Source organism: Bradyrhizobium sp. 215_C5_N1_1, assembly GCF_052075935.1.
In the GTDB taxonomy this organism is placed as follows: domain Bacteria; phylum Pseudomonadota; class Alphaproteobacteria; order Rhizobiales; family Xanthobacteraceae; genus Bradyrhizobium; species Bradyrhizobium barranii.
On sequence record NZ_CP197228.1, the window covers coordinates 3,682,519 to 3,705,116 of the forward strand.

Sequence of the window (22,598 nt, forward strand, 5' to 3'; positions counted from 1 at the left end):
CAGCCCACCTGAGCAACATGTCCGACGAACCGTCGCGGCAGTTTCAAACTAAGGAATAGTTACATGCGTCACGGCAAGGTTCATCGGAAGCTCAACCGCACTGCCGAGCATCGCCGCGCGATGTTCGCCAATATGTGCGCCGCGCTGATCAAGCACGAGCAGATCGTCACCACGCTGCCCAAGGCCAAGGAGCTCCGTCCGATCGTCGAGAAGCTCGTCACGCTCGGCAAGAAGGGCGGCCTGTCCATGCGTCGCCAGGCGATCTCCGAGATGCGCGACAAGGATCAGGTCAAGAAGCTGTTCGACGTGCTGGCGCCCCGCTACAAGGACCGTCAGGGCGGCTACACCCGCATCATCAAGGCCGGCTTCCGCTACGGCGACAACGCCGCGATGGCCGTGATCGAGTTCGTCGACCGCGACGTCGATGCCAAGGGCCAGGACTCCGGTCCGGTGCAGGAGAAGGAAGCCGAGGCGGCGTAAGCCGGCCGGTACCTCAGTTTTCAGAAAGCGGCGCCCCTGGGCGCCGCTTTTTTGTATGGCGCGGCGATATCTCATGCCGTGCATCGCCTGGTGAACGCGATTCCGGCCGGGGGGCTGTCGATGAGGATTGTGCTTGGGATCACGCTGGCGCTGTTGATGTCGCCGACCTCTGGCGAGACGCTGGTCGAGCGCGGTGCCTATCTCGTCAACAGCGTGATGGTCTGCCACAACTGCCACACGCCGCGCGGACCGCAAGGGCTCGATCTTTCGCGCGCGCTCGCGGGCGGCAGCCAGGTCTTCGATGAGCCCGCCTTCAAGGTCACCGGCTCCAACATCACGCCGGACAAGGACACCGGCATCGGCAACTGGAGCGATGCCGAGCTGAAGCGGTTTCTGGTCAGCGGTAACAGGCCGAACGGGACCAAGGTCGCGCCGATCATGCCGACCGCGTTCTACACGGTGCTCACGGCCCGGGATCTCGATGCGCTTACCGCTTACCTGCGCTCAGTCCCCGCAGTGCGCCACGAAACCCCTGCGCCGGAATACAGGATCGCGCTCAAGCCGGAAGCGCCGACCTATGCCGGCAAGCAGGCGACCGAGGCCGATCTCTCCGACAAGCTCGCGCGCGGCCGCTATCTCCTGACCATCGCCCATTGCCTGGAATGCCACACGCCGGAGGGCCCGTCCGCCGTGCATGATTTCGCGGGTGCGAGCGGCAAGGGGGGCCGCACGTTCAAGGGGCCGTGGGGCGAATCCATCTCCCCCAATATCACCGCGGAACCCGCGGCCGGCCTGGGCGGCTGGAGCGACGACGAAATCAAACGTGCGATTACGCAAGGCATCGCGCGCGACGGCCACAAGCTCAAGCCGCCGATGGCCTATGCTGCCTATGCCAGCATGACGGCCCAGGATCTCGATGCCATCGTCGCGTTTCTCAGGACGCTACCGGCGCGGCAATAGTGCCGTAGGGTGGGCAAAGGTGCGCTCTTCGCGCGCCGTGCCCACCATTTCGCTTTCAACTCGTGGCGAAAAGGTGGACACGCTTCCGCCTTCGCTCTTCGAGCTGCGGCGGACAAGTCGCTTTGTCTCACCCTACGATTTCGCAGTTGTGGCGATTGAAGCGGCGTGCGCTGGACACGATATCCGCTTCAGCAACAATGGAGATGATTCATGAAGATCGACCTTTCAGGAAAGACCGCCCTCGTGACCGGCTCCACCGCCGGCATCGGCCACGCCATCGCAAAAGGTCTCGCTGCGTCCGGCGCGAGCGTGGTCATCAACGGTCGCGGCCAGGACAAGGTCGATGCCGCCGTGCGCAAGCTGGAAGGGGCGGGCGTTAAGGTCCGCGGCATCGCCGCCGACGTCTCGACCGCAGCGGGCTGCAAGGCGCTCGTCTCGGCACTGCCGGAGGTCGACATCCTCATCAACAACGCCGGCATCTTCGAGCCAAAAGATTTCTTCGAGATCCCTGACGAGGACTGGAGCCGCTTCTTCGAGGTCAACGTCATGAGCGGGGTGCGGCTCTCGCGCGCCTATATGAAGGGCATGCTCAAGCGCAACTGGGGCCGCATCGTCTTCATCTCATCGGAGTCCGGGCTCAACATTCCCGTCGAGATGATCCATTACGGCATGAGCAAGACGGCCCAGCTCTCGGTCGCGCGGGGCCTCGCGCAGCTCACCCGCGGCACCGGTGTCACCGTCAATTCCGTGCTGCCGGGTCCGACCATGTCGGAAGGCGTCGAGACCTTCGTGAAGGATCTTGCCAAGCAGAACGGCCAGTCAGTCGATGAGGCCGCGGCCAATTTCGTCAAGCAGCACCGTCCGAGCTCGTTGATCCAACGCTTCGCCAGCGTCGACGAGATCGCCAACATGGTGGTCTATGTCGCGTCGAAGGAAGCGTCCGCGACCAACGGTGCGGCGCTGCGCGCGGAAGGCGGTATCGTTAACACGATCGCCTGAGACTACGCGAAGGCGTGGCACCGGAAGCGTGGCACCGTATGGTGGGCAAAGCGACTTGTCCGCCGTAGCTCGAAGAGCGAAGGCGGAAGCGTGCCCACCACTTTTGTCGCACCCGTTGCGAGATGGTGGGCACGGCGCGAGCGCGCCTTTGCCCACCCTACGCAGCCACGCACCAACGTTGCGGCTGCCTACCACCCCTCGAGCACGATCTTCCCGCGCGACTTGCCGCTTTCGAGCAGCGCATGCGCGCGCTTGAGGTTGGCCGCGTTGATCGTGCCAAAGGTCTGGTCGAGCGTGGTGCGCAGCACGCCCTTGTCGATGAGGTCGGAGACGTCGTTGAGCAGATGATGCTGCGCGATCATGTCGGGCGTCTGGAAAGAGGAGCGCGTGAACATCGATTCCCAGTGTACCGAGATCGCCTTGCCCTTGAAGGTGCTCACGGCGAACTCCGGGGGATCGTCGATCAGGCCGAACCGGCCCTGCGGCGCCATGAACTCGGCGATCGCCTTGTAGTGCTGGTCGGTGAAGGTCAGGCTCGCCACCAGCGCGACCGGCGGCAGCCTCAAGCTCTCGATCTGCTCCTTCATCGGCTTGCCGTGGTCGATCACCGCATGCGCGCCGAGATCGAGGCACCATTTTTGTGACTCCGGCCGCGTCGCCGTCGCGAGCACCGTGAGGCCCGTGAGGCGTCGCGCGAGCTGGATCAGGATCGAGCCGACGCCACCGGCGCCGCCCGTGATCAACAGCGTGCGCGGATCGACGCTCTTGCCGGGCACGGCGCCGAGCCGGTCGAACAGCAGTTCCCAGGCGGTGATGGAGGTGAGGGGAAGGGCAGCGGCCTGCGCGAACGACAGGCTCTTCGGCTTGTTGCCGACGATGCGCTCGTCGACCAGGTGGAATTCGGAATTGGTGCCCTGGCGCAGGATCGAGCCGGCGTAAAACACCTCGTCGCCCGGCTTGAACAGCGTGACGTCCGGACCCACGGCATCGACGATTCCGGCCGCGTCATAGCCAAGAATCTTCGTCTCGCCCTCGGGCGGGGCGGCACGCTTGCGTACCTTGTAATCGACCGGGTTCGCCGAGATTGCCTTCACGGCGACCCGGATATCGCGCCCCTTGGGCTCGGGCTTTGCGGTCTCGAAATCGATCAGCGCGTCCTGATCCTCGATCGGAAGCGATTTTTTGTAGCCGACGGCCTTCATGGCTTGTCTCCATCAAATGGCGCGTAGCTTGTGATCTGCGCCTGGCCCGCTAACTGTCCCGCTAGCCCCGATTTGGCAAGTACTGTAAATTCGGGGATATAGTCCCTGTTTGGATACTATTGGGAAAACACGCATGAAGCGGCGAGATTTTACCCGGCGTCCGGGCTGCTCGGTCGAGGCGACGCTGGACCTGATCGACGGCAAGTGGAAGGGCGTGATCCTCTACCACCTCCAGGACGGCACCCAGCGCTTCGGCGAACTGCGCCGCCGGATGCCCGGCATCACCCAGCGCATGCTGACAAAGCAGCTTCGCGCGCTGGAGGAGGACAAGCTCGTCATCCGCAAGGTCTATGCCGAGGTGCCGCCGCGCGTGGAGTATTGCCTCTCCGAGCTCGGCGAGAGCCTGCGGCCGGTGATCGACATCCTGAAGGCCTGGGGCGAGAGCCATCAGCAACGGCTGTCCTGCGCGCTGCCGCCCGAAGCGGAGCCGGTCAAGAAGCCGAAGCGCGCAGCGTAACTCTCCGGGAGCGGACCGTGCCGCTCCCGGAAGAGATTGCATCAGAACGCAAACTGCGTGCGCAACGCGACCGCATCGAACTTCGAGCCGGTGTCCGCCGCCGACACCGCCGAGGCCTGCTTCGACACCGTGCCATGCAGATAGTCGAGCATGAAGCGCACATTGCCGTTGACGTACCAGTTGAGCGCCAGCGTGTAGACGGTTTGCCGCCCGCCGGCGATGCCGGCGGCGGTCGCCAACTGATCGTTCAGATCCACGGTCGAGTAGCGACCGGCGATCTCCCAGGCACCCCAGCCGCCGCCGTTGATCGAGAACGGATTGTTCGGCTTGACGCCGCCATAGGCCGCGTTGCTCGGATTGTACTTGCGCGATTCACCGGTCAGGACATAGGCCGCCTGTGCGTAGCCCCCCTGGAATTTCAGGCTCGACGTACCGATGGGCGCCACCGCGGTGTTCGCACCCCGATCGATGTTGAACCAGTAGTATTCGCCCTGGACCCAGAGCGGTCCATAGGTGGCCGCGGCTTCCACGCCATAGACCTGCGCGCCCGACACATTTGCAATCGCACCGGTCGAGATCAGCGTCGTGGGATCGATGCGCAGCTCGGGACGATCGCTGAGCGTGAGCGTTTGCGTGTTCGCGAGCAGATTGCGCGGCGGCTGGATCAGCCATTCCGCGTCGGCGCCGAGATGCACCGAGTAGTCGTTGCCGCTCACGACCTGGCCCGCAACGCGGGCGGTCGCGCCGTATTGCTCGCTGGTCCCGGGAGGTGACACGCTCGAGGCCGAGTGAATGGCACCCGAGGTCGGGCCGGTCACGTAAGCGCCGGCCCAGAACACGTCATTGTACCAGCGGGCACCGGCGGCGGAACGGAAGTCGCCGGCGGCGATATTTTGCGCGATGATGCCGACCGAGGCGCGTTCCATGAACGCAATGTCGTTGGAACTCGTGGATTCATCCAGGGTCCAGGCAAGGTCCATGATGCCGGCTTCGATTGCCATCTTGCCGCCGAACGGCTTCAGCCCCGTGTAGCTCACCCAAGCATTCTCGATGCCGGAGGTGCCTCCGCCCGGCAGGAAGCCGACAGGGGTCGCGCCGGCGGCGCCCGTGCCGCCAAATCCGTCGGACGAGCCCCCGAAATCGTAGATCAGCGCGAAATTCCAGTCTTCGAGGAATTTGCCGACGACACCGATGCGCGCGCGACGCACGTTTTCGCCGCTGTCCAGCTTTTGCGGCACAGTTGCCGCCGTGTTGGGACGATAGTCATAGCCGCCCATATCGTAGTGCACGCGACCGGTGATCGCGACGCAGTTTGCCCCATCGGCGGTGCAGATGGTCGGCCGGTTGTTCGGCATCGTCACGACGGCGCCGGACGCGGGCGCCGGTCCCTTGAGCGGGATCGCCGCGCTGGCATTGGCCACGACCGCCTTCGCCTCCGAGCGCGCTTCGGCCTTGGCCTCTGCCTTTGCTTCGACTTTGGCCTTCGCCGTGGCCGCCGTGTTGGCGGCGGTCTGGCTCTGGAGCTTGTCGAGCTTCTGCTCCAGCATCTTCAATTGCTGCTTCAGCAGTGCGATCTCCTGATCGCTGCTGCTTGCCGTTTGGGCCTGGGCCTGCGAGGCCGCCAGCGCACCGGCGAGACCAATCGCGGTGGCTGCAAGTCTTGTCCTGCTCACATCATGACTCCATCGTTTGACGAACTTCCCCAAGTCGTAACGGGAGAGCCTAGGTATGAACGATGACTGCCCCGCGACGCTGCGCCCGGTTGCGCGGTTCCCACTGATGCCAATTCGCCGCAACCGAATCCGCTCGACACCACAATGGTGGATGACGCGCATCATGCCAATCCACCGCCCAGGTAAATTGTCATTTCGCATGCGGGACTTGCAAGGCGGACACACCGGAAAGGCGGCTGAATAATGCCCCCTGGCGCCCTTCTATTGGCGGGCGAACGCGCCTATATTCCGGCGTCTTTTCCGAGAGGTAGGAATGTTTCGATCGACCCGGACCGCCGTCATCACGGCATTGTGCATAGCGTTTTCAGCCCACCTCAATCCGGCCGCCGCGCAGGACCGCCGTGTCCCGTCCTCGCCCGCCGAACTGCGGCTGTCCTATGCGCCGATCGTGCAGCGGGTGCAGCCGGCCGTCGTCAACGTCTACGCGGCCAAGGTGGTGCAGAACCGCAACCCGCTGCTGGACGACCCGATCTTCCGCCGCTTCTTCGGCGTGCCGGGCCAGCAGCCCGAGCAGATGCAGCGCTCGCTCGGCTCCGGTGTCATCGTCGATGCCTCCGGCCTCGTCGTCACCAACGTCCACGTCATTGAGGGCGCGGACCAGGTGAAAGTATCGCTGTCGGACAAGCGGGAGTTCGAGGCCGAAATCCTGCTGAAGGATCCGCGCACCGATCTCGCCGTGCTGCGCCTGAAGGACACCAAGGAGAAGTTTCCGACCCTGGACTTCACCAATTCCGACGAACTGCTGGTTGGCGACGTCGTGCTCGCGATCGGCAATCCCTTCGGCGTCGGCCAGACCGTGACCCACGGCATCATCTCGGCGCTCGCGCGCACCCAGGTCGGCATCACCGACTACCAGTTCTTCATCCAGACCGATGCGGCCATCAATCCCGGCAATTCCGGCGGCGCGCTGGTCGACATGAGCGGAAAGCTCGCCGGCATCAATACCGCGATCTATTCGCGCTCCGGCGGCTCGCAAGGCATCGGCTTTGCGATTCCCGCCAACATGGTGCGCGTCGTCGTCGCCTCCGCCAAGAGCGGCGGCAAGGCGGTGAAGCGGCCGTGGTTAGGGGCAAAATTGCAGGCGGTGACGCCCGAGATCGCCGAGAGCCTCGGCCTGCGTTCGCCGACCGGCGCGCTGGTTGCTAGCGTGGTCTCGAGCGGCCCCGCGGCCAAGGCCGGCCTGAAATCCTCCGATCTCATCACCGGGATCGACGGCCAGACCGTGGATGATCCCAACGCCTTCGATTACCGTTTCGCCACGCGTCCGCTCGGCGGCACGGCGCAGATCGACGTGCAGCGCGGCGGTAAGCCGCTCAAGGTCACGATCTCGCTCGAGACCGCACCCGACTCCGGCCGCAACGAACTCGTCGTCACCGCGCGCTCGCCGTTCCAGGGCGCGAAGGTCTCGTCCATCACGCCGGCGGTTGCCGACGAGCTGCATCTGGACGCCGACACCGAAGGCGTCGTGATCACCGATCTCGGCGGCGACAGCGCGGCTGCGAGTGTCGGCTTCCAGAAGGGCGACATCATCCTCGCCGTCAACAACCTGAAGATCAGCAAGACCGGCGACCTCGAAAAGGCGGCGGGCGAACGGCCGCGGATCTGGCGCATCACGCTGGTGCGCGGTGGCCAGCAGATCAACGTCACGCTGGGCGGATGAGCCCGAAGCGACCACAGGAGACGCCAACTCTCTTTGCCGCGGCGGGGCTCGACCACGAGGCTCCGCATCCGCTGCCGGACCGGCTGCGCCCGCGCGCGCTGTCGGAGGTCGTAGGCCAGGACCATATCCTCGGTCCCGATGGTGCGCTGACGCGCATGCTGGAGACGCGCACGCTCGGATCGCTGGTGTTCTGGGGCCCGCCCGGCACCGGCAAGACCACGGTGGCGCGGCTGCTGGCCGATGCGACCGATCTGCATTTCGAGCAGATCTCCGCGGTGTTCTCCGGCGTCGCCGATCTGAAGAAGGCATTTGACGCCGCGCGCGCCCGCCGCGAGATGGGCAAGGGCACGCTGCTGTTCGTCGACGAGGTGCATCGCTTCAATCGCGCCCAGCAGGATTCGTTTCTGCCAGTCATGGAAGATGGCACCGTCGTGATGGTCGGCGCGACCACCGAAAACCCGTCCTTCGAGCTCAACGCGGCGTTGCTCTCTCGTGCGCGCGTGCTGGTGTTTCGCTCGCTCGATGCCGCCGCGATCGAAAAACTGTTCGCGCATGCCGAGGAGGTCGAGGGCCGCAAGCTGCCGCTCGATGACGAGGCGCGCGCCGTGCTGGTGCGCATGGCCGACGGCGACGGCCGGGCCTCGCTGACGCTTGTCGAGGAGGTCTGGCGTTCGGCGCGGGCGGACGAGATTTTCAACGCGGCGCAATTGCAGGAGATCCTGCAGCGCCGCGCACCGATCTACGACAAGTCGGCCGACGGCCACTACAACCTGATCTCGGCGCTGCACAAGTCGGTGCGGGGCTCCGATCCCGACGCCGCGCTGTATTACCTCGCGCGCATGCTCGATGCCGGCGAGGACCCGCTGTTCCTGGCCCGCCGCGTCGTACGCATGGCGGTCGAGGACATCGGCCTTGCCGATCCGCAGGCGCTCGTCATCGCCAACGCCGCCAAGGACGCCTTCGATTTCCTCGGCCATCCCGAGGGCGAGCTCGCGATCGCGCAGGCCGTGGTCTATCTCGCCACCGCGCCGAAATCGAATGCCGTCTACACGGCTTTCAAGGCCGCGATGCAGGTCGCAAAACAGGCCGGCTCGCTGCTACCGCCAAAGCACATCCTCAATTCCCCGACCAAGCTGATGAAGTCCGAAGGCTACGGCGCGGCCTACGAATACGACCACGACGCCCCCGACGCCTTCTCCGGCCAGGACTACTTTCCGGAAGCCCTGGGCCGCCAGACCTTCTACGACCCGCCCGAGCGCGGTTTTGAGCGCGAGATCCGCAAGCGGCTGGATTACTGGGCCAAGCTGCGGAAGGAGCGGGGTGGCTCGCGCTAGAAGCGGCCATTTCGCCGTGACGGGAGCCGGCTTTTAGGGTACGCAGGCAACCATGAGCCGCCGCATCAAGAGAATGAACCCAAAGCCCCGCTCGCGTGACGAGCGCGACGATTCGCGTCCATTCAAGGCGCGCACTGCGAAGAAGGCGGGACCACGGCTGGGTGGCAAGCCGGGTGCGAAGCCGCCGCGCTTTGCGGCGGAGCGTGCTGAGCGGCGGCCGCCCAAGGCTGCGCCCGAAGTGGCTGCGCCGGCAAAGCCCGTCGAGGCGCTGCTGCCGACCAAGGTGCAGACCGTCAAGGTGACGGCTGACGAGAACAACATGCGCGTCGACCGTTTCCTCGAAGCGCGCTTTCCGGGCCTGTCGTTCTCCCACATCCAGCGCGTCGTCCGCAAAGGCGAGCTGCGCGTGGACGGCAAGCGCGTCGACAGCAAGGACCGCCTGGAGGAGGGCCAGAGCGTCCGCATCCCGCCGTTGAAGCTCGACACGCCGAAGGCCGTCGGCGAGCTGTCGGAAGGTGCCCAAAAGACGCTTCAGGCGCTCAAAGAGATGACGATCTACGAGGACGACGACGTCCTCGTCCTGAACAAGCCTCTCGGCCTCGCCGTACAGGGTGGCTCGGGCATGACACGGCACATCGACCAGATGCTGGAGGTGATGCGCGATTCCAAGGGCCAGAAGCCGCGCCTCGTGCACCGCATCGACCGGGAGACCTCGGGCTGCCTGCTGATCGCCAAGACGCGATTTGCCGCCTCGCATCTGACCGGCGCCTTCCGCTCGCGGTCCGCGCGAAAAACCTATTGGGCGCTGGTGCCAGGTCTGCCGAAGCCGAAGCAGGGCCGCATCTCGACCTTCCTCGCGAAGGAAGAGAGCGAGGACGACACGATCATGCGCATCGCCCAGCATGGCGACGAAGGTGCGAGCCACGCGGTGACGTATTATGCGGTGGTCGAGACCGCCGGCAACAAGCTGACCTGGGTGTCGCTCAAGCCCGTGACCGGCCGCACCCATCAGCTGCGCGCCCACATGGAGCATATCGGCCACCCCATCGTCGGCGATCCCAAATATTTCAACATCGAGAACTGGCAGCTGCCGGGCGGCCTGCAAAACCGGTTGCATCTGCTTGCGCGCCGCATCGTCATTCCGCATCCCCGCGGCGGCGTGATCGACGCCACCGCGCCATTGCCGCCGCACATGCAGCAGTCGTGGAATCTGCTCGGGCTCGATGCGAGCCGGTTTGATCCGATCGAGAACGCGCCGGAAGAGTAGGGATTGGGGCCTCGCTACCAGCCCCGTCATTGCGAGGAGCGAAGCGACGAAGCAATCCAGAATGCTCTGCGGATACAGTCTGGATTGCTTCGCTGCGCTCGCAATGACGGTGTTGAGGCAGTGGCGACGAGCACCCCTCACTTCCGAAACTGCTCCAGAAACATCCGCAGACTGTCGTGCGGGCTTTCGACATCCGTGATCAGCCAGCCTTCGGGTCCGTTGACCAGGACGAAGTTCAGCGTGACCTTTCGCCCGCGATTGTCGAAATTCGCCGCGACATAGGTCTTGTCGTATTGCCTGCGAACGACCGCGATCGCGACCGGGCCGAGCTTCCAGTTCGGGCTCTGCACCAGGAAGTCGTAGGGCTCGACCCTCGGCGCGCTCCAGACCCTGCGCAGGCTGGGGTCGAAGAATTGCCGGGCGGAGGCGGCATCGCGCGGCAGGCCTTTTGACAGTTCCGGCGCGCCATCGCCGTAATGCGCGTAGACATTGCGGACCAGCGATTCCGGGGTGCGGAAACCGGCGTCCGCCGCGGCCAGCCAGAGCCCGGCGAGAAGGGCCACAATGCCCGCAAGTTCCCTCATGCCTTGCCGCTCGCTTTATCAGCCGCCGGTCTTGGCTTACAAGCCTAGCATTCAGAGACCGGGGCCGAAACGAGATGCGCGAATTGTTCGATGAGGTTGCGGGGCGGTCCCCGCTCGATCCGCAGGAGGCGGTGCGCCAGGCCGCGCGTACGCCGCAGCGCAAGCGCTTCTACAAGGAGGCGGGCGTGGCCGAGGCCGAGGGCGGCTTCGCCATCACGCTGGACGGCAGGCCGATCCGGACGCCATCGGCCCGCCAGGTGGTGATCCCGTCGCGCGCGCTGGCCGATGCCGTGGCCGCGGAATGGGCGGCCCAGGGCGAGACGATTAGTCCCGTGACCATGCCGCTGACGCGGATCGCCAACAGCGTCGTCGAGGGTGTCATCGATCGCGTCGAGCTCGTCAGCGACGACCTTGCAAAATACTTCGAGACCGACCTGCTGTTCTATCGCGCCGGCCACCCCGAAGGGCTGGTCGCCCGCGAGGCCACGCATTGGGACCCCGTGCTGTTCTGGGCCGCGGAGACGCTGGGCGCGCATTTCATCCTGTCCGAAGGCATCATGCATGTGAAGCAGCCGGACGAGGCCGTTCAGGCCGCCCGCGCGGCGCTGCCTGGTGATCCCTGGTCGATCGCGGCGCTCCACGTGGTGACGACCCTGACCGGTTCGGCGCTGCTGGCGCTGGCGCTCGCCCATGGCGTGCGCGATGCCGGCCAGGTCTGGGCCGCCGCCCATGTCGACGAGGACTGGAACGCCGAGAAATGGGGCGTGGACGAGGAGGCGGCTGCCCGCCGCGCCGCCCGCCTGAAGGATTTTCAGGCCGCCGTGGCGGTTTTGGCGGCCGTGAAGCCGCAAGCGGACAAAGGTCCTTAACGAGAGGTTTACGAGGGCGGCCTTAGGGTGGGGCCAGCGTTCCCTGGGCCCCTGAAATGCCAACGCCGATAAGCTCGATCGTTCCGGTCAGTCCCGCCAGCCCCGTGGCTGATGCGGCAACGCCCGATCTTGTGCTCCAGGCCGGCAGCGTCGTGGACGCAAGGGTCGTCAGCGTGATGGCCGACAATCTGGTGCGGATCGCGATCGCCAATCTGTCGATGGATGTGATGTCCGAGGTGTCGCTGACACCGGGGCAAAATCTCCAGCTCGCAGTGTCGCAGAACGACGGCACCATCAGGCTCGCCATCATGAACGGGGCAGGCGAGGCGACGGCGGACCAGATCACGCTGACGCCGCGGGCGGCTTCGCTCGTGGACAGCCCGTCGCTCGCGCCATCCGCTACGGCGGCGCGCAACACGCTGACGCCGTTGGAGCAGGTCGCCGTCACCGTGGCATCGGCCGAGGCGGTGACAAAACAGGGTAGCCAGGCCCCGTTGTTCGCCAATCTCGCCTCCGTCGTCACCGGTAGCGATCTGCCGGCGGGACTGAAGCAGGCGGTGCTGAACGTGCTGGCGCAGCAGACGCCGCTCAACACCGCTCTCGATGGCGGCGATATCGAATCCGCCTTCCAGAAGTCCGGTCTGTTTCTCGAGGCCTCGCTCGCCGCAGGTACAACGCCGTCCTCCGGCGCGATGCCGGACCTGAAGGCCGCGCTGCTGGTGCTGCGCCAGACATTGGCCACGCTCGAGACCGCCGCGCCACAGGCGCAAGGCGCCGCGATCGCTACGGCGGGGAAACCGCAGGTCGCCGCCGTGCCGGCTCAGGCTGCATCGCCGTCGACCGAGTTCGATATGGCCCAACAGCCGCAGATGCCGCGCAGCGCCAATCTCGCAGCCGCTGTGCTCGCCGACATCGCCGGCGGCGCTCCGCAGGCCACGGTGCCGCGAACCATGTCCGCCGGCCTTGCCGCGGCCCTCCTTCAGGAGGTCACGCAAAACCTGCCGCGCCTGATCGGCAACGTGCCGGGCTCCAACAAGGCCGTGCCCGACGGCCATCTCTTCGAGGCCGAGGCCCGCGCGACACCGCCGCCGTTCCGCGGCGCGCTGCCGGCGCCGCAGGCGATCGCATCGCCATCGCTCGCGCCGGATACGCCGCTCTCCGCAACGGTGCACCGCCTGCTCGACGACACCGATGCCGCGATCGCGCGGCAGACCTTGTTGCAAGTCGCTTCGCTGCCCGATCGCACCGATGCCTCCGGCCATCGCATCGACCCGGCCGTGCCGCAATGGAATTTCGAGATTCCCTTTGCGACGCCGCAGGGCACCGCGATGGCGCAGTTCGAGATCTCGCGCGATGGCGGCAATGAGTCCTCTGATCCCGCCAAGCGCGCCTGGCGCGCGCGCTTCACGCTCAATGTCGAGCCGGCCGGCCCCGTGCATGCGCTGATCACGCTCAACGGCGACAAGACTTTTGTGCGGATGTGGGCGGAGCGGCCCGCGACCGCGCAGCAACTTCGCGCCGGCATCGGCGAGCTCAATCAGGCCCTGACGCGCGCCGAGCTCAAGCCCGGCGACATCCTGGTTCGCGACGGCGCGCCGCCGCAGCCCGCACCGGCCCGCGCCGGCCACTTCCTGGATCGCGCCACATGAGCGATCCATCCAAGCTCGCAATTGCGCTGCACTACGAGAAGGGCAGCAACGCGCCCGTCGTCGTCGCCAAGGGCAAGGGCACGATCGGCGAAAAGATCGTCGAGATCGCCAAGGCACACGATATCCCGATCGAAGAGAACGAGATCTTGGCCGGCGCGCTCTCCAAGGTCGAGCTCGGCGAGGAGATCCCGCCCGACCTCTACAAGGCCGTCGCCGAAGTGCTGGTGTTCGTGCTGCGGCTGTCGGGCCGGGGACGGTAGAGCATGATCCGGAAAAGCGTGCAGCGGTTTTCCGACAAGATCGCGCTCAAGAAATAACCTGTCATCGTTTCACCACGATAGCGGCCGCATGGTCGCGGCCATCTTCATTGCTCAACGGATACCGCTCTTGCTGACCCGCCGTTCCACTCTGGGCCTTCTTGCCGCAGCTGCCACCATGCCGTCACGTGCGTTCGCCCATGTCGCGCCGCCGCGCAACGAGATTCGCGACAGCCTGGCAAAGCGCTTCACCGATCTCGGCACGGCGGGCACCTTCGTCGGCTACAAGGTCGAGGACTATCTGATCGTCGCGAGCGACAAGGACCGTTCCGGCGAAGCGAAGCTGCCGGCCTCGACGTTCAAGATTCCGAACTCGCTGATTGCGCTCGAGACCGGCGTCGTCACCGATCCCGACAAGGACGTGTTTCCCTGGGACGGCGTGAAGCGGCCGATCGAGGCCTGGAACAAGGACCACACGATGCGCAGCGCTATCGCGGTCAGCGCCGTGCCGGTTTATCAGGAGATCGCGCGCCGGATCGGGCAAGAGCGGATGCAAAAGTATGTCGACGTGTTCGACTACGGCAATCGCGATATCGGCGGCGGCATCGACCAGTTCTGGCTCACCGGCAATTTGCGCATCGATCCGGTCGAGCAGATCGATTTCGTCGACCGCCTGCGCCGCCGCGCGCTGCCGATCAGCAAGCGCAGCCAGGACCTCGTCGCCGACATCCTGCCGGTGACCAAGGTCGGCGACAGCGTCATCCGCGCCAAATCCGGCTTGCTCGGCGCCGAGCGCGGCGAGCCATCGCTTGGCTGGATGGTCGGTTGGGCCGAGAAGGGCGAGGCGCACACCGTGTTCGCGCTCAACATGGACTGCAAGGAGCCGCGTCTCGTCGGCGAGCGCATGCCGTTGACGCAAGCCTGCCTTGCCGAGATCGGCGCGATCTAGCTGGCGCGTACGAACCTGCTAGCATCCTTCCGACCAAACAAAAGAAAAGGTCTGGAGGATAAAATGAATTCAACGCCACTCTGGCTGTCGTCGCTCACGTTGGCCGCCGCCGGCGGCTGGCTCGCAGCCACGATGTTTGCCGCACCCGCCACCAGCAAGGAGCCGCGCTTTCCGCAGCTCACCATGGACCAGCTCGACGCCAAGCAGAAGCCGCTCGGCGAGCAGATCATGAAGGTGTCGAGCGTCGGCATCGGCGGGCCCTACAATCCGATGATCCGCAGCCCGGTGCTCGGCCAGCGACTGTTCGACCTGTTCTACTATCTGCGCTGGGAAACCTCGGTCCCGACCAAGCTGAACGAGTTCGCGATCCTGATCATCGGGCGGCAGTGGCGCTCGCAGGTGGAATGGTTCGCGCACGCGCCGCTCGCGGCCAAGGCGGGCCTGTCGCCTGAAATCATCGCGGAGCTGAAGGCCAACAAGCGGCCGTCGAAAATGGCCGAGGACGAGGCCGTGGTCTACGACTTCGTCACCGAGATCACCACGACCAAGAAGGTTTCCGACGAGACTTACACGCGGGCGAAGAAGGTGTTCAACGATCAGCAGATCGTCGATCTCACCGCGGTCGCCGGCAATTACGTGATGGTCGCGATGCTGCTGGCGATGGCCGAAGAGACGGTGCCGCCGGACAAGCAGGAGCCGTTCAAGCCGGGCGAGCCGTAGCGGTTTTTGTTGCGGCCATCCTTCGAGACGCCCGCTGCGCGCGCTCCTCAGGATGAGGACCTGTATCGTGGCGAGATATCAGACCCTCATGGTGAGGAGCGCCGCTTGCGGCGCGTCTCGAACCATGAAGGCCGAGCAGCCTCCCAGCGCCTAGCCCAGCTTGAACAGCGCCTGCAAAAATTCCTCCACCGCCTTGCGCGACTCCGCGGCGGTCGTGGGGTTGCCGCCGACATGCGGGTTCAGCTCGACGCAGGCATCCCTGTAGGTGAAGGGCGCGTTGGTATCGCCGTTCATCAGCACGCCGCCGTCGCCCTCCTTGATATGGCAGTTGCGCACGGTCTGCGCGTTGGCCGACACCGCAACGGTGCTGACGCCGAGCAGGCCGCTGTCGAAGCCGTGGGCGCTGTCGGGGTATTCGGTCAGCACCACATCGCGCCCGGCCGTCTTGAGCCGTCCGACGAACGCCTTGCAGCTCGTCACGGGATTGTAGTCGTCGGGCGTGCCATGGAAGATGCGGATCGGGCGTGCGGCGACGTCGCCGTCGCTTTGATACGTCGTAGAGCAATCCGGATAGAAGGGAATGTAAGCCGCGAACTGCACGCCGGACTTGTTCCAGAGCTTGTTGAAGCGATCGAGGCTCGCATAGAGCGTCGCCTGTCCTCCGCGCGAGAAGCCCATCAGCACGATGCGGTCAGGATCGACGCGGGGATGCTTCGCAAGAATCTCCAGTGAGCGGTAGATGTCGACGATCAGGTTGAGCCGGCCGAGCAGGGCCTGGTTCGGCCCCACCACCGTCAGCCCGCGGCCGGTAAAACCGTCGATCACGAAGGTCGAGATGCCCATGGCGTTGAAAGCGTGCACCCAGGCCTCGGTCGTGGCGCCGACGCCGCTCGAGCCGTGCATCAGCACCACGACGGGAAGTTTGCCGGTGCCCTGGGCGACGCGGAATTCGCCCGCGACCGTCACCGGCTTGCCGGCCACCGCATCGCCGCTGAGGAATTGCTGGTCGGAGAGGGTGAGCGAGGGGATCGGATAGATCTCGGCGCGGGTGGCGACTTCCTTCGGCAGGGATTGCGCGTTGGCGCTACCGGCGAACAGTGTTGAAATGCAGAGCGCCATAGCGACGCGGAATGCCGTCGGCATCGTGATCCTCCCCCATGATTTTCATGGAGTAGAACAACGGACCTGCGCACTGTCAATTTGATGCGCGACGACCTCAGGCCTTATCCGCCTTCTTCGCCATCAGCGCCTGGTCGATCGCAAAGCCGCCGATCTCGCTCATCGCTTCCGAGATCACGTCGCCCTTGCGGGCAAAGCCGGCGGAGAGGACATCGAACTGCATCCGTGCCAGACGCAGCACCTCGAGCGGCACCGAGACCGCGGTGTCGTTGAAGCTGTCGACGGAGGCGCGCAAGCCGTCGAGCTCGGTGGTGAGCTTGCCGATATGGCTTTCCGCATCCTGCATCAGGCCGAGCAGCTTGCCGCGTTCGGCGTCGAATGCCGCGCGCTCGGCCGCCGCGGCCGCGGTCACCTCGGCGAGCTGAGTCCCCAGCGTCGCGATCTGGCTGACCATGGCTTCGGAGGCGAGCGCGGTCGCCTCGCGCAGGTCTACAAGGCGCTTGTTCTCTTCCTGTTGCTCGTGAAACAGCCGTTCGGCCGACATCGCCCGTTGCTTCAGCGATTCGATCAGCGCGGCCGCGCGCAGCAGTATCTCGCCGTTGCGCCCCGACACCATGCTGGCCATCCGCCGCAGGAAGTCGGTGGTTTCGGACGATGAGTTCGGCGGCAGAGGGACGACCGTGGCGGACATGGGTGATGCTTGCAGCCAGACGTGGTGACCGCCGCCGTATCGACTGAGCTCACGCAACATTCGGCGCCTGATCGTGAAGGGAGCAAGCCTGAATCGGCCGGCCCGGTCAACCGGTGGGGGCCGACAAAACGACGGCACTCCCCTCAGGCGTCTTTCTGGCGGCCGATCCGCCCGAGATGGGTGAAGCCGAACCCGGCCGAATATTTCAGGCCGTAGCCGAGCGCCCGGTCGATGCCGATATGGGCGAGCCAGATCATGGCGATGGACAGCGTGAGCGGCGAGGCGAAGCCGAAGCCCAGCGTCAGCAGCGCCACCGGCGCCATGTAGCTGTGGGCGGCATTGTAGACCAGCGCCCCGAATCTGGCGTCGGCGAGGTACGCCAGGAAGCTCAGATCGGGGACGAAGAAGAGCAGGGCGAACACCAGCCACGAGCCGCCCCAGGAGGCGTAGAGCATCACCATCCCCGTGAACAGGGTCAGGCCTTCCAGCCGCAGCAGGATCTTGACGCCGCCGGTCGCCGCGCCGGTCTCGGCCGTTGCTTCATTCATCGTCGTCTCCCAGGCAAAACTTTGTAATTCCTTGCGCTTTGGCGCTGCGGCAAGGCAGCCCTGCGACGCCGAAAGCGGCTTCCCGGCCCGCAAAATGCCGTGTTAGAACCCCCGGCAATCGCATTTAGGCTAAGAACTGGCGGGAGCAAATGAAGAATATCCTGGACGCCCTTGAAGATCGTCGCGCCGGCGCAAAGCTCGGCGGCGGGGAGAAGCGTATCGAAGCGCAGCACGCCCGCGGCAAGCTGACCGCGCGCGAGCGCATCGAGCTCCTGCTCGACAAGGGATCGTTCGAGGAGTTCGACATGTTCGTCGAGCACCGCTCCACCGAGTTCGGTATGGAGAAGAACAAGATCCCCGGCGACGGCGTCGTCACCGGTTGGGGCACCGTCAACGGCCGCAAGACGTTTGTCTTCGCGAAAGACTTCACGGTGTTCGGCGGCTCGCTGTCGGAGACCCATGCGCTGAAGATCACGAAACTTCAGGACATGGCGATGAAGGCGCGGGCGCCCATCATCGGCCTCTATGACGCGGGCGGCGCCCGCATCCAGGAGGGCGTCGCGGCGCTCGCCGGCTATTCCTATGTGTTCCGCCGCAACGTGCTCGCCTCGGGCGTGATCCCGCAGATCTCCGTCATCATGGGCCCCTGCGCCGGCGGCGACGTCTATTCGCCTGCGATGACCGACTTCATCTTCATGGTGAAGAACACCAGCTATATGTTCGTCACCGGCCCCGACGTGGTGAAGACCGTCACCAACGAGGTCGTCACGGCGGAAGAGCTCGGCGGTGCCTCGGTGCACGCCACGCGCTCCTCGATTGCGGACGGCGCTTTCGAGAACGACGTCGAGACGCTCTTGCAGATGCGTCGCCTGATCGACTTCCTGCCGTCCAACAACACCGACGGCGTACCGGAATGGCCGAGCTTTGACGACATCGGCCGGGTCGACATGTCCTTGGACACGCTGATCCCCGACAATCCGAACAAGCCCTACGACATGAAGGAGCTGATCCTGAAGGTCGTGGACGAGGGCGATTTCTTCGAGATCGCGGATGCCTTCGCCAAGAACATCGTCACGGGCTTTGGCCGCATCGCGGGCCGCACCGTCGGCTTCGTCGCCAACCAGCCGATGGTGCTGGCCGGCGTGCTCGACTCCGACGCCTCGCGCAAGGCCGCGCGCTTCGTCCGTTTCTGCGATGCCTTCAACATCCCGATCGTCACCTTCGTCGACGTGCCAGGCTTCCTGCCGGGCACCGCGCAGGAATATGGCGGCCTGATCAAGCACGGCGCAAAGCTGCTGTTCGCCTATTCGCAGTGCACCGTGCCGCTGGTCACCATCATCACCCGCAAGGCCTATGGCGGCGCCTTCGACGTCATGGCCTCCAAGGAGATCGGCGCCGACATGAACTACGCCTGGCCGACCGCCCAGATCGCCGTGATGGGCGCCAAGGGCGCGGTCGAGATCATCTTCCGCAGTGACATCGGCGACCCCGACAAGATCGCCGCGCGCACCAAGGAATACGAAGACCGCTTCCTGTCCCCCTTCATCGCCGCCGAGCGCGGCTACATCGACGACGTCATCATGCCGCACTCGACCCGCAAGCGGATCGCGCGTGCGCTGGCGATGCTGAAGGACAAGAAGGTGGAAACGCCGGCGAAGAAGCACGACAATTTGCCGTTGTGAGGCCTCGTAGCCCGGATGGAGCGTAGCGAAATCCGGGTTCTTAACCCAAGTCCCGCATGTCGCTGATGACCGAAGACGATCCGACCGACGAGATTTCAGACATTGAGACGCGGATCGAGCGGCTTGCCGAGATCGCCGAGCGATGCCGAAAGTACATTCTGGCATCCAAGATCGCGATTGGCGGCGGCGGCGCGCTGTTGTTGATCACGATCCTTGGGTTGTTCGGGACAGGTCTGACCGCGGCGCTCGGATCGATCGCCTTGGTGCTAGGCGGGATCGTGTCGCTCGGTTCGAACATCAGCACGTTGCAGCAAACCGAGAGCGCCATCGGTGCTGCGGAGGCGCTTCGCGCGCAACTGATCGGCAGGATCGACCTTCGCGTGGTCGAGGACACGCCGATGAAATTGGTGTGAGGCGAAATTCGTAGGGTGGGTTAGCCCCGCGACTGCGCGAAGCGCAGTTCGCGCGACGTAACCCATCATCTTTGTTGAGGCATGCGTTGGTGGATTACGCTTGCGCTAATCCGCCCTGCGTTTGACATCCGCCGCGGCGAAATGCGCCATCTGGTCGGCGTGGGCTTTTGCGAACGCTGGACGGCCCGTGGCGCGCGCAACGTAGTCGCGGCAGGCGGGGCTGTCCGCCAACCCATCGAAGCGATCGACGACGCGCAGCACGTCCGACATCAGGATGTCGGCGACGGAGAAGGACCCCGCCAGCCATTCGCGCGCCGCCAGCGCGGTCTCCATGTGCTTGAGGCGTAGCTTGAGGAAGTCGTCGACGAATTTCACGGCAGGTGAGCCATCGGCACTGCCGGTGAACTTGAACATCGTCCAGGGCAGGGCCGGCATCTCTACCGAATTGAGCGCCGCGAACACCCATTCGACCGTGTCGCTGCGGCCGCGCGGATCGGTCGGCATCAGCGTGGCGCTGAGTTCACCCAGATGCAGCAGGATCGCGCCGCTCTCGAAGATCGAGAGGTCGCCGTCGGTCAGCCACGGCACCTGGCCGAACGGCTGGTGCGCGAAATGGGTGGCGTCCCGCGGGCCGAACGGCACGCTCGCGACGCGATACGGCAACGCGGCCTCTTCGAGCGCCCAACGCACGCGAAGGTCGCGCACGAAACCTCGCGGCATCTCGGGAACCCAGTCGAAGGTGGTGAGCGTGAGGTTGGCCATGAGGTGTCTCCGTGCTGTCTGGGCATAGGACGGATGAAGGGCGAGCGTTCCGACAGGCGAGGACGTTTTTTCTCTGCACGCAGCGACCGTAGGGTGGGCAAAGGCACACTTGCGCCGTGCCCACCATCTTTTGGCCGACGGTAGAAGTGGTGGGCACGCTCCGCTTTGCCCACCCTACGGGGCCACTGGGCTTCGCTCACTGCCCGAGCTTCGCCAGCTTGCCTTGCTTCGCGGCCTCGACCGCGCGCTCTGCATCCTCCGGCAACAGAATCCGCTCCGCCACCTGCCGCGCCGCCTCGCGCCGGACCGCGGCCACATACGACCCATCATCCGCATAGCGTTCCGCGATCGACAGCCGGGGATCGTGCACTTCCTTCCGCGCGGCCTCCGTCGGTGCGAATGGCACCACCGCGCCTTGCAGCGGATAGAGCGCTGTTGGGCCAAATCCCTGCGCGCGCGGATTCCACGCGGTGTAGGTCGCGCGCGGGACCGCCAATGCGAGTTGGCGGATACCTGCGATGGCCATGCCGTCATTGTCCGCCTTCGGCACGAACACGGGATAGCGGCCGATCTCCTTGGGCGGCAGCACGCTCTGGTCGGAGAAGGCGGCGAGCGTGTGGATGCCGGCGTAGGGCAGGCCGGGGATATCCATCGGCACCGCGCCTTGCGCCGGCACAAGCGTGCCGTGGGCGCGCATGGGGACGCGGCTTGCGGGCGGCTTGATGCCGTCGCTGATCCAGGCGTTGAGGTCGGTGAGCAGCGCGCGCATCGGCCCGCCCGCATGCATCGGGTTTTGCGGCAGCGACATCGCCGGCACGCCCTTGCGCATCACGTCGGAGGCTTCGGCGAAATGCGGCGTGCCTGCGATCATATAGGCGCGGACGTTGTCGGGGAGGTCGAGGTGGTTGCCGGCGAGGTCGGTGACGAGCAGCGATGCGTGCGAGGCCCACCATTCGTGCTCGCTGTCGGTCTGCATCACCTTCGGGCACGTCGCCGAGAGCGCGCAGCGGCGAAGCAGGCCGTCGGTCTTGCCGGAATAGGGATCGCTCAGGCTCGCATAGGTGAAGGGGAACAGGTCGGCCTGCCACGCCGGATCCTGCGGATGGCGCGGGTTGCGGCCGGGCTGGCCGAAGCGGACGTTTGTCGCCATCCGCCGTGTGCCCGCGACATGCGGCATCAGGCCGTCGAACACCGTGCGGCCCTGGAGGTCCTCGTTGAAGCCGAGATAGAGGAAGTCGCGCAGGAAGCGGCCGGATTGCGACACGCCGAAGCCGATCGCGCGGCTGACGGAGGGATGCAGGCCGTTCAGCAGCGGGTTCGCCTGCGTCTCGTCGTGGCGGAGAAAGCTGACGACGTCGCGCACGGCGGCATAGCCCATGCCGAGCGGGACAGGATCGCGCGCGGTGTAGGTGATCTCGTAGAGCGCGCCGGCATCAAAACCGTCGGGCCGGGTGATCTCCACCGTCACGGGATCGACGAGCTTTGCGAGGAGGCCGGAAGGCGCCTGCCGCGCATCGGCCCAGGCGGCGCGTACGGAGACCTTGAGGTCGGCGGCATCAGTCGCCGGCCAGGTCAGCGTCGCGCGCGCGGGATTGGTCGTGTTGTCGAAGACGATCTCTTCGCGCGCGGGCCCGGTGACGGTCTTCAGCACCGGTGCCGTCATCGCCATCTGGCCGGGCTTGGACGGTATGTCGCCCTGCCAGCCGACCCAGACCATCGTAAAGCCCTGGCGGTGCAGGAAGCCGATGCCGGCATCCTCGGCCTTGTCGGCATTGTTGGCGCCGGGCTGGGCGGAATCGTCGAACAATTGCGGTGCCAGCTTGCGGCCGCGATTGGGCACCTCGAGCAGCAGCGTGCCGTTGCCATGGGTGGGATCGGTGGGCCGCAGGATCACGACGTCGGCGGTGGCTGCCACCTTGCCGTCGGAGCTACGCGGCGCGAGCGCGAGGTCGGTGATGACGGCGTTGCGATCGTCGGACGGGTTGAGCGCGAAGGTCGCGCGCGCGGTGATGCGCTCATAGGTGCCGACATCGCCGAAGCTGCGCCCCGCAAAGGCGGGCTCGCGCGCGAGGATGTCGAAGCGGATGATTTCGGCGAGCGAGGCCGTGGGCCACAGGCAGGTGATCGCAACGACGCCCGTGATGATCCTGCGCATGGCCGTTCCTTCCCCCATCGGCGCGATCATGAAGTTCCGTCGCGCGGG

The 22,598-nt window shown here is 65.6% G+C and carries 22 protein-coding genes; 14 read left to right on the forward strand and 8 right to left on the reverse strand.

Features of this window, described 5'->3' with window-relative positions; all coding sequences use genetic code 11:
- Positions 1 to 63 precede the first annotated feature (63 nt).
- From rplQ to AB7G19_RS17630, 3 genes are all read left to right on the forward strand, one after another.
- On the forward strand, positions 64 to 480 hold the full coding sequence (gene rplQ, locus AB7G19_RS17620) for a 50S ribosomal protein L17 (protein WP_014494513.1): 417 nt from the start codon (positions 64 to 66) through the stop codon (positions 478 to 480).
- A gap of 120 nt (positions 481 to 600) precedes the next feature.
- Positions 601 to 1,440, forward strand: a complete 840-nt coding sequence (locus tag AB7G19_RS17625) for a c-type cytochrome (protein ID WP_441267998.1) — start codon at positions 601 to 603, stop codon at positions 1,438 to 1,440.
- A gap of 210 nt (positions 1,441 to 1,650) precedes the next feature.
- Positions 1,651 to 2,439 carry an SDR family NAD(P)-dependent oxidoreductase gene (locus tag AB7G19_RS17630; RefSeq protein ID WP_063982590.1) on the forward strand — a complete coding sequence of 263 codons (789 nt, stop codon included), beginning with the start codon at positions 1,651 to 1,653 and terminating at the stop codon, positions 2,437 to 2,439.
- A gap of 188 nt (positions 2,440 to 2,627) precedes the next feature.
- On the opposite strand, the gene AB7G19_RS17635 is transcribed toward AB7G19_RS17630, so the two are convergent.
- Complete coding sequence (locus tag AB7G19_RS17635; RefSeq protein WP_063982591.1) at positions 2,628 to 3,641, reverse strand: zinc-binding alcohol dehydrogenase family protein; 1,014 nt, start codon at positions 3,639 to 3,641, stop codon at positions 2,628 to 2,630.
- A gap of 133 nt (positions 3,642 to 3,774) precedes the next feature.
- Here AB7G19_RS17635 and AB7G19_RS17640 point away from each other — a divergent pair, with 133 nt between their 5' ends.
- A complete protein-coding gene (locus AB7G19_RS17640) occupies positions 3,775 to 4,158 on the forward strand; it encodes a winged helix-turn-helix transcriptional regulator (protein ID WP_063982592.1) in 384 nt (127 codons plus the stop codon).
- A 41-nt stretch (positions 4,159 to 4,199) separates the two neighbouring features.
- On the opposite strand, the gene AB7G19_RS17645 is transcribed toward AB7G19_RS17640, so the two are convergent.
- Positions 4,200 to 5,831, reverse strand: a complete 1,632-nt coding sequence (locus AB7G19_RS17645) for an OprO/OprP family phosphate-selective porin (RefSeq protein WP_063982593.1) — start codon at positions 5,829 to 5,831, stop codon at positions 4,200 to 4,202.
- Positions 5,832 to 6,144: 313 nt separating this feature from the next.
- Between AB7G19_RS17645 and AB7G19_RS17650 the strand changes: the two genes are divergently transcribed.
- Genes AB7G19_RS17650 through AB7G19_RS17660 form a run of 3 tightly spaced genes read left to right on the forward strand, consistent with a single transcriptional unit; the run spans position 6,145 to position 10,152 of the window.
- The gene (locus AB7G19_RS17650) at positions 6,145 to 7,551 is read left to right on the forward strand and encodes a DegQ family serine endoprotease (protein ID WP_063982594.1); all 1,407 of its coding nucleotides are present in this window, start codon (positions 6,145 to 6,147) and stop codon (positions 7,549 to 7,551) included.
- Complete coding sequence (locus AB7G19_RS17655) at positions 7,548 to 8,885, forward strand: replication-associated recombination protein A (RefSeq protein WP_028151184.1); 1,338 nt, start codon at positions 7,548 to 7,550, stop codon at positions 8,883 to 8,885. Before AB7G19_RS17650 ends, AB7G19_RS17655 begins: the two co-directional genes overlap by 4 nt.
- Positions 8,886 to 8,937: 52 nt before the next feature.
- On the forward strand, positions 8,938 to 10,152 hold the full coding sequence (locus AB7G19_RS17660) for an RluA family pseudouridine synthase (RefSeq protein ID WP_063982595.1): 1,215 nt from the start codon (positions 8,938 to 8,940) through the stop codon (positions 10,150 to 10,152).
- Between the two features lie 137 nt (positions 10,153 to 10,289).
- On the opposite strand, the gene AB7G19_RS17665 is transcribed toward AB7G19_RS17660, so the two are convergent.
- Positions 10,290 to 10,736 carry a hypothetical protein gene (locus AB7G19_RS17665; protein WP_063982596.1) on the reverse strand — a complete coding sequence of 149 codons (447 nt, stop codon included), beginning with the start codon at positions 10,734 to 10,736 and terminating at the stop codon, positions 10,290 to 10,292.
- A 74-nt stretch (positions 10,737 to 10,810) separates the two neighbouring features.
- Here AB7G19_RS17665 and AB7G19_RS17670 point away from each other — a divergent pair, with 74 nt between their 5' ends.
- The 5 genes from AB7G19_RS17670 (at position 10,811) to AB7G19_RS17690 (ending at position 15,180) form a co-directional block, all read left to right on the forward strand.
- A complete protein-coding gene (locus AB7G19_RS17670) occupies positions 10,811 to 11,605 on the forward strand; it encodes an ATP12 family chaperone protein (protein WP_063982597.1) in 795 nt (264 codons plus the stop codon).
- 56 nt (positions 11,606 to 11,661) lie between these two features.
- Positions 11,662 to 13,254: a flagellar hook-length control protein FliK gene (locus tag AB7G19_RS17675; protein WP_441267999.1), complete on the forward strand. Its 1,593-nt coding sequence runs from the start codon at positions 11,662 to 11,664 to the stop codon at positions 13,252 to 13,254.
- Positions 13,251 to 13,514, forward strand: coding sequence for an EscU/YscU/HrcU family type III secretion system export apparatus switch protein (locus AB7G19_RS17680; RefSeq protein WP_063982617.1), 264 nt, complete (start codon positions 13,251 to 13,253; stop codon positions 13,512 to 13,514). Before AB7G19_RS17675 ends, AB7G19_RS17680 begins: the two co-directional genes overlap by 4 nt.
- Positions 13,515 to 13,602: 88 nt before the next feature.
- Positions 13,603 to 14,460, forward strand: coding sequence for a class D beta-lactamase (blaOXA, locus tag AB7G19_RS17685; RefSeq protein ID WP_063982618.1), 858 nt, complete (start codon positions 13,603 to 13,605; stop codon positions 14,458 to 14,460).
- Between the two features lie 63 nt (positions 14,461 to 14,523).
- Positions 14,524 to 15,180: a carboxymuconolactone decarboxylase family protein gene (locus AB7G19_RS17690; RefSeq protein WP_231142158.1), complete on the forward strand. Its 657-nt coding sequence runs from the start codon at positions 14,524 to 14,526 to the stop codon at positions 15,178 to 15,180.
- A gap of 150 nt (positions 15,181 to 15,330) precedes the next feature.
- On the opposite strand, the gene AB7G19_RS17695 is transcribed toward AB7G19_RS17690, so the two are convergent.
- The 3 genes from AB7G19_RS17695 to AB7G19_RS17705 all read right to left on the reverse strand — a co-directional run bounded on the left by AB7G19_RS17695 (position 15,331) and on the right by AB7G19_RS17705 (position 17,538).
- The gene (locus AB7G19_RS17695) at positions 15,331 to 16,323 is read right to left on the reverse strand and encodes a dienelactone hydrolase family protein (RefSeq protein ID WP_063982620.1); all 993 of its coding nucleotides are present in this window, start codon (positions 16,321 to 16,323) and stop codon (positions 15,331 to 15,333) included.
- Positions 16,324 to 16,396: 73 nt separating this feature from the next.
- Positions 16,397 to 16,990, reverse strand: coding sequence for a hypothetical protein (locus tag AB7G19_RS17700; RefSeq protein WP_063982621.1), 594 nt, complete (start codon positions 16,988 to 16,990; stop codon positions 16,397 to 16,399).
- Between the two features lie 143 nt (positions 16,991 to 17,133).
- Positions 17,134 to 17,538 (reverse strand): DUF4260 domain-containing protein, encoded by a 405-nt coding sequence (locus AB7G19_RS17705; RefSeq protein WP_063986293.1) that lies wholly within the window; start codon positions 17,536 to 17,538, stop codon positions 17,134 to 17,136.
- 149 nt (positions 17,539 to 17,687) lie between these two features.
- Between AB7G19_RS17705 and AB7G19_RS17710 the strand changes: the two genes are divergently transcribed.
- Together AB7G19_RS17710 and AB7G19_RS17715 are read left to right on the forward strand one after the other, a co-directional pair.
- The gene (locus AB7G19_RS17710) at positions 17,688 to 19,220 is read left to right on the forward strand and encodes an acyl-CoA carboxylase subunit beta (protein ID WP_063982622.1); all 1,533 of its coding nucleotides are present in this window, start codon (positions 17,688 to 17,690) and stop codon (positions 19,218 to 19,220) included.
- A 65-nt stretch (positions 19,221 to 19,285) separates the two neighbouring features.
- Positions 19,286 to 19,633: a hypothetical protein gene (locus AB7G19_RS17715; protein WP_063986294.1), complete on the forward strand. Its 348-nt coding sequence runs from the start codon at positions 19,286 to 19,288 to the stop codon at positions 19,631 to 19,633.
- A 105-nt stretch (positions 19,634 to 19,738) separates the two neighbouring features.
- On the opposite strand, the gene AB7G19_RS17720 is transcribed toward AB7G19_RS17715, so the two are convergent.
- Positions 19,739 to 20,395, reverse strand: coding sequence for a glutathione S-transferase family protein (locus AB7G19_RS17720; RefSeq protein ID WP_063982623.1), 657 nt, complete (start codon positions 20,393 to 20,395; stop codon positions 19,739 to 19,741).
- Between the two features lie 196 nt (positions 20,396 to 20,591).
- Complete coding sequence (locus AB7G19_RS17725) at positions 20,592 to 22,550, reverse strand: alpha/beta hydrolase domain-containing protein (RefSeq protein WP_063982624.1); 1,959 nt, start codon at positions 22,548 to 22,550, stop codon at positions 20,592 to 20,594.
- Positions 22,551 to 22,598: the final 48 nt, after the last annotated feature.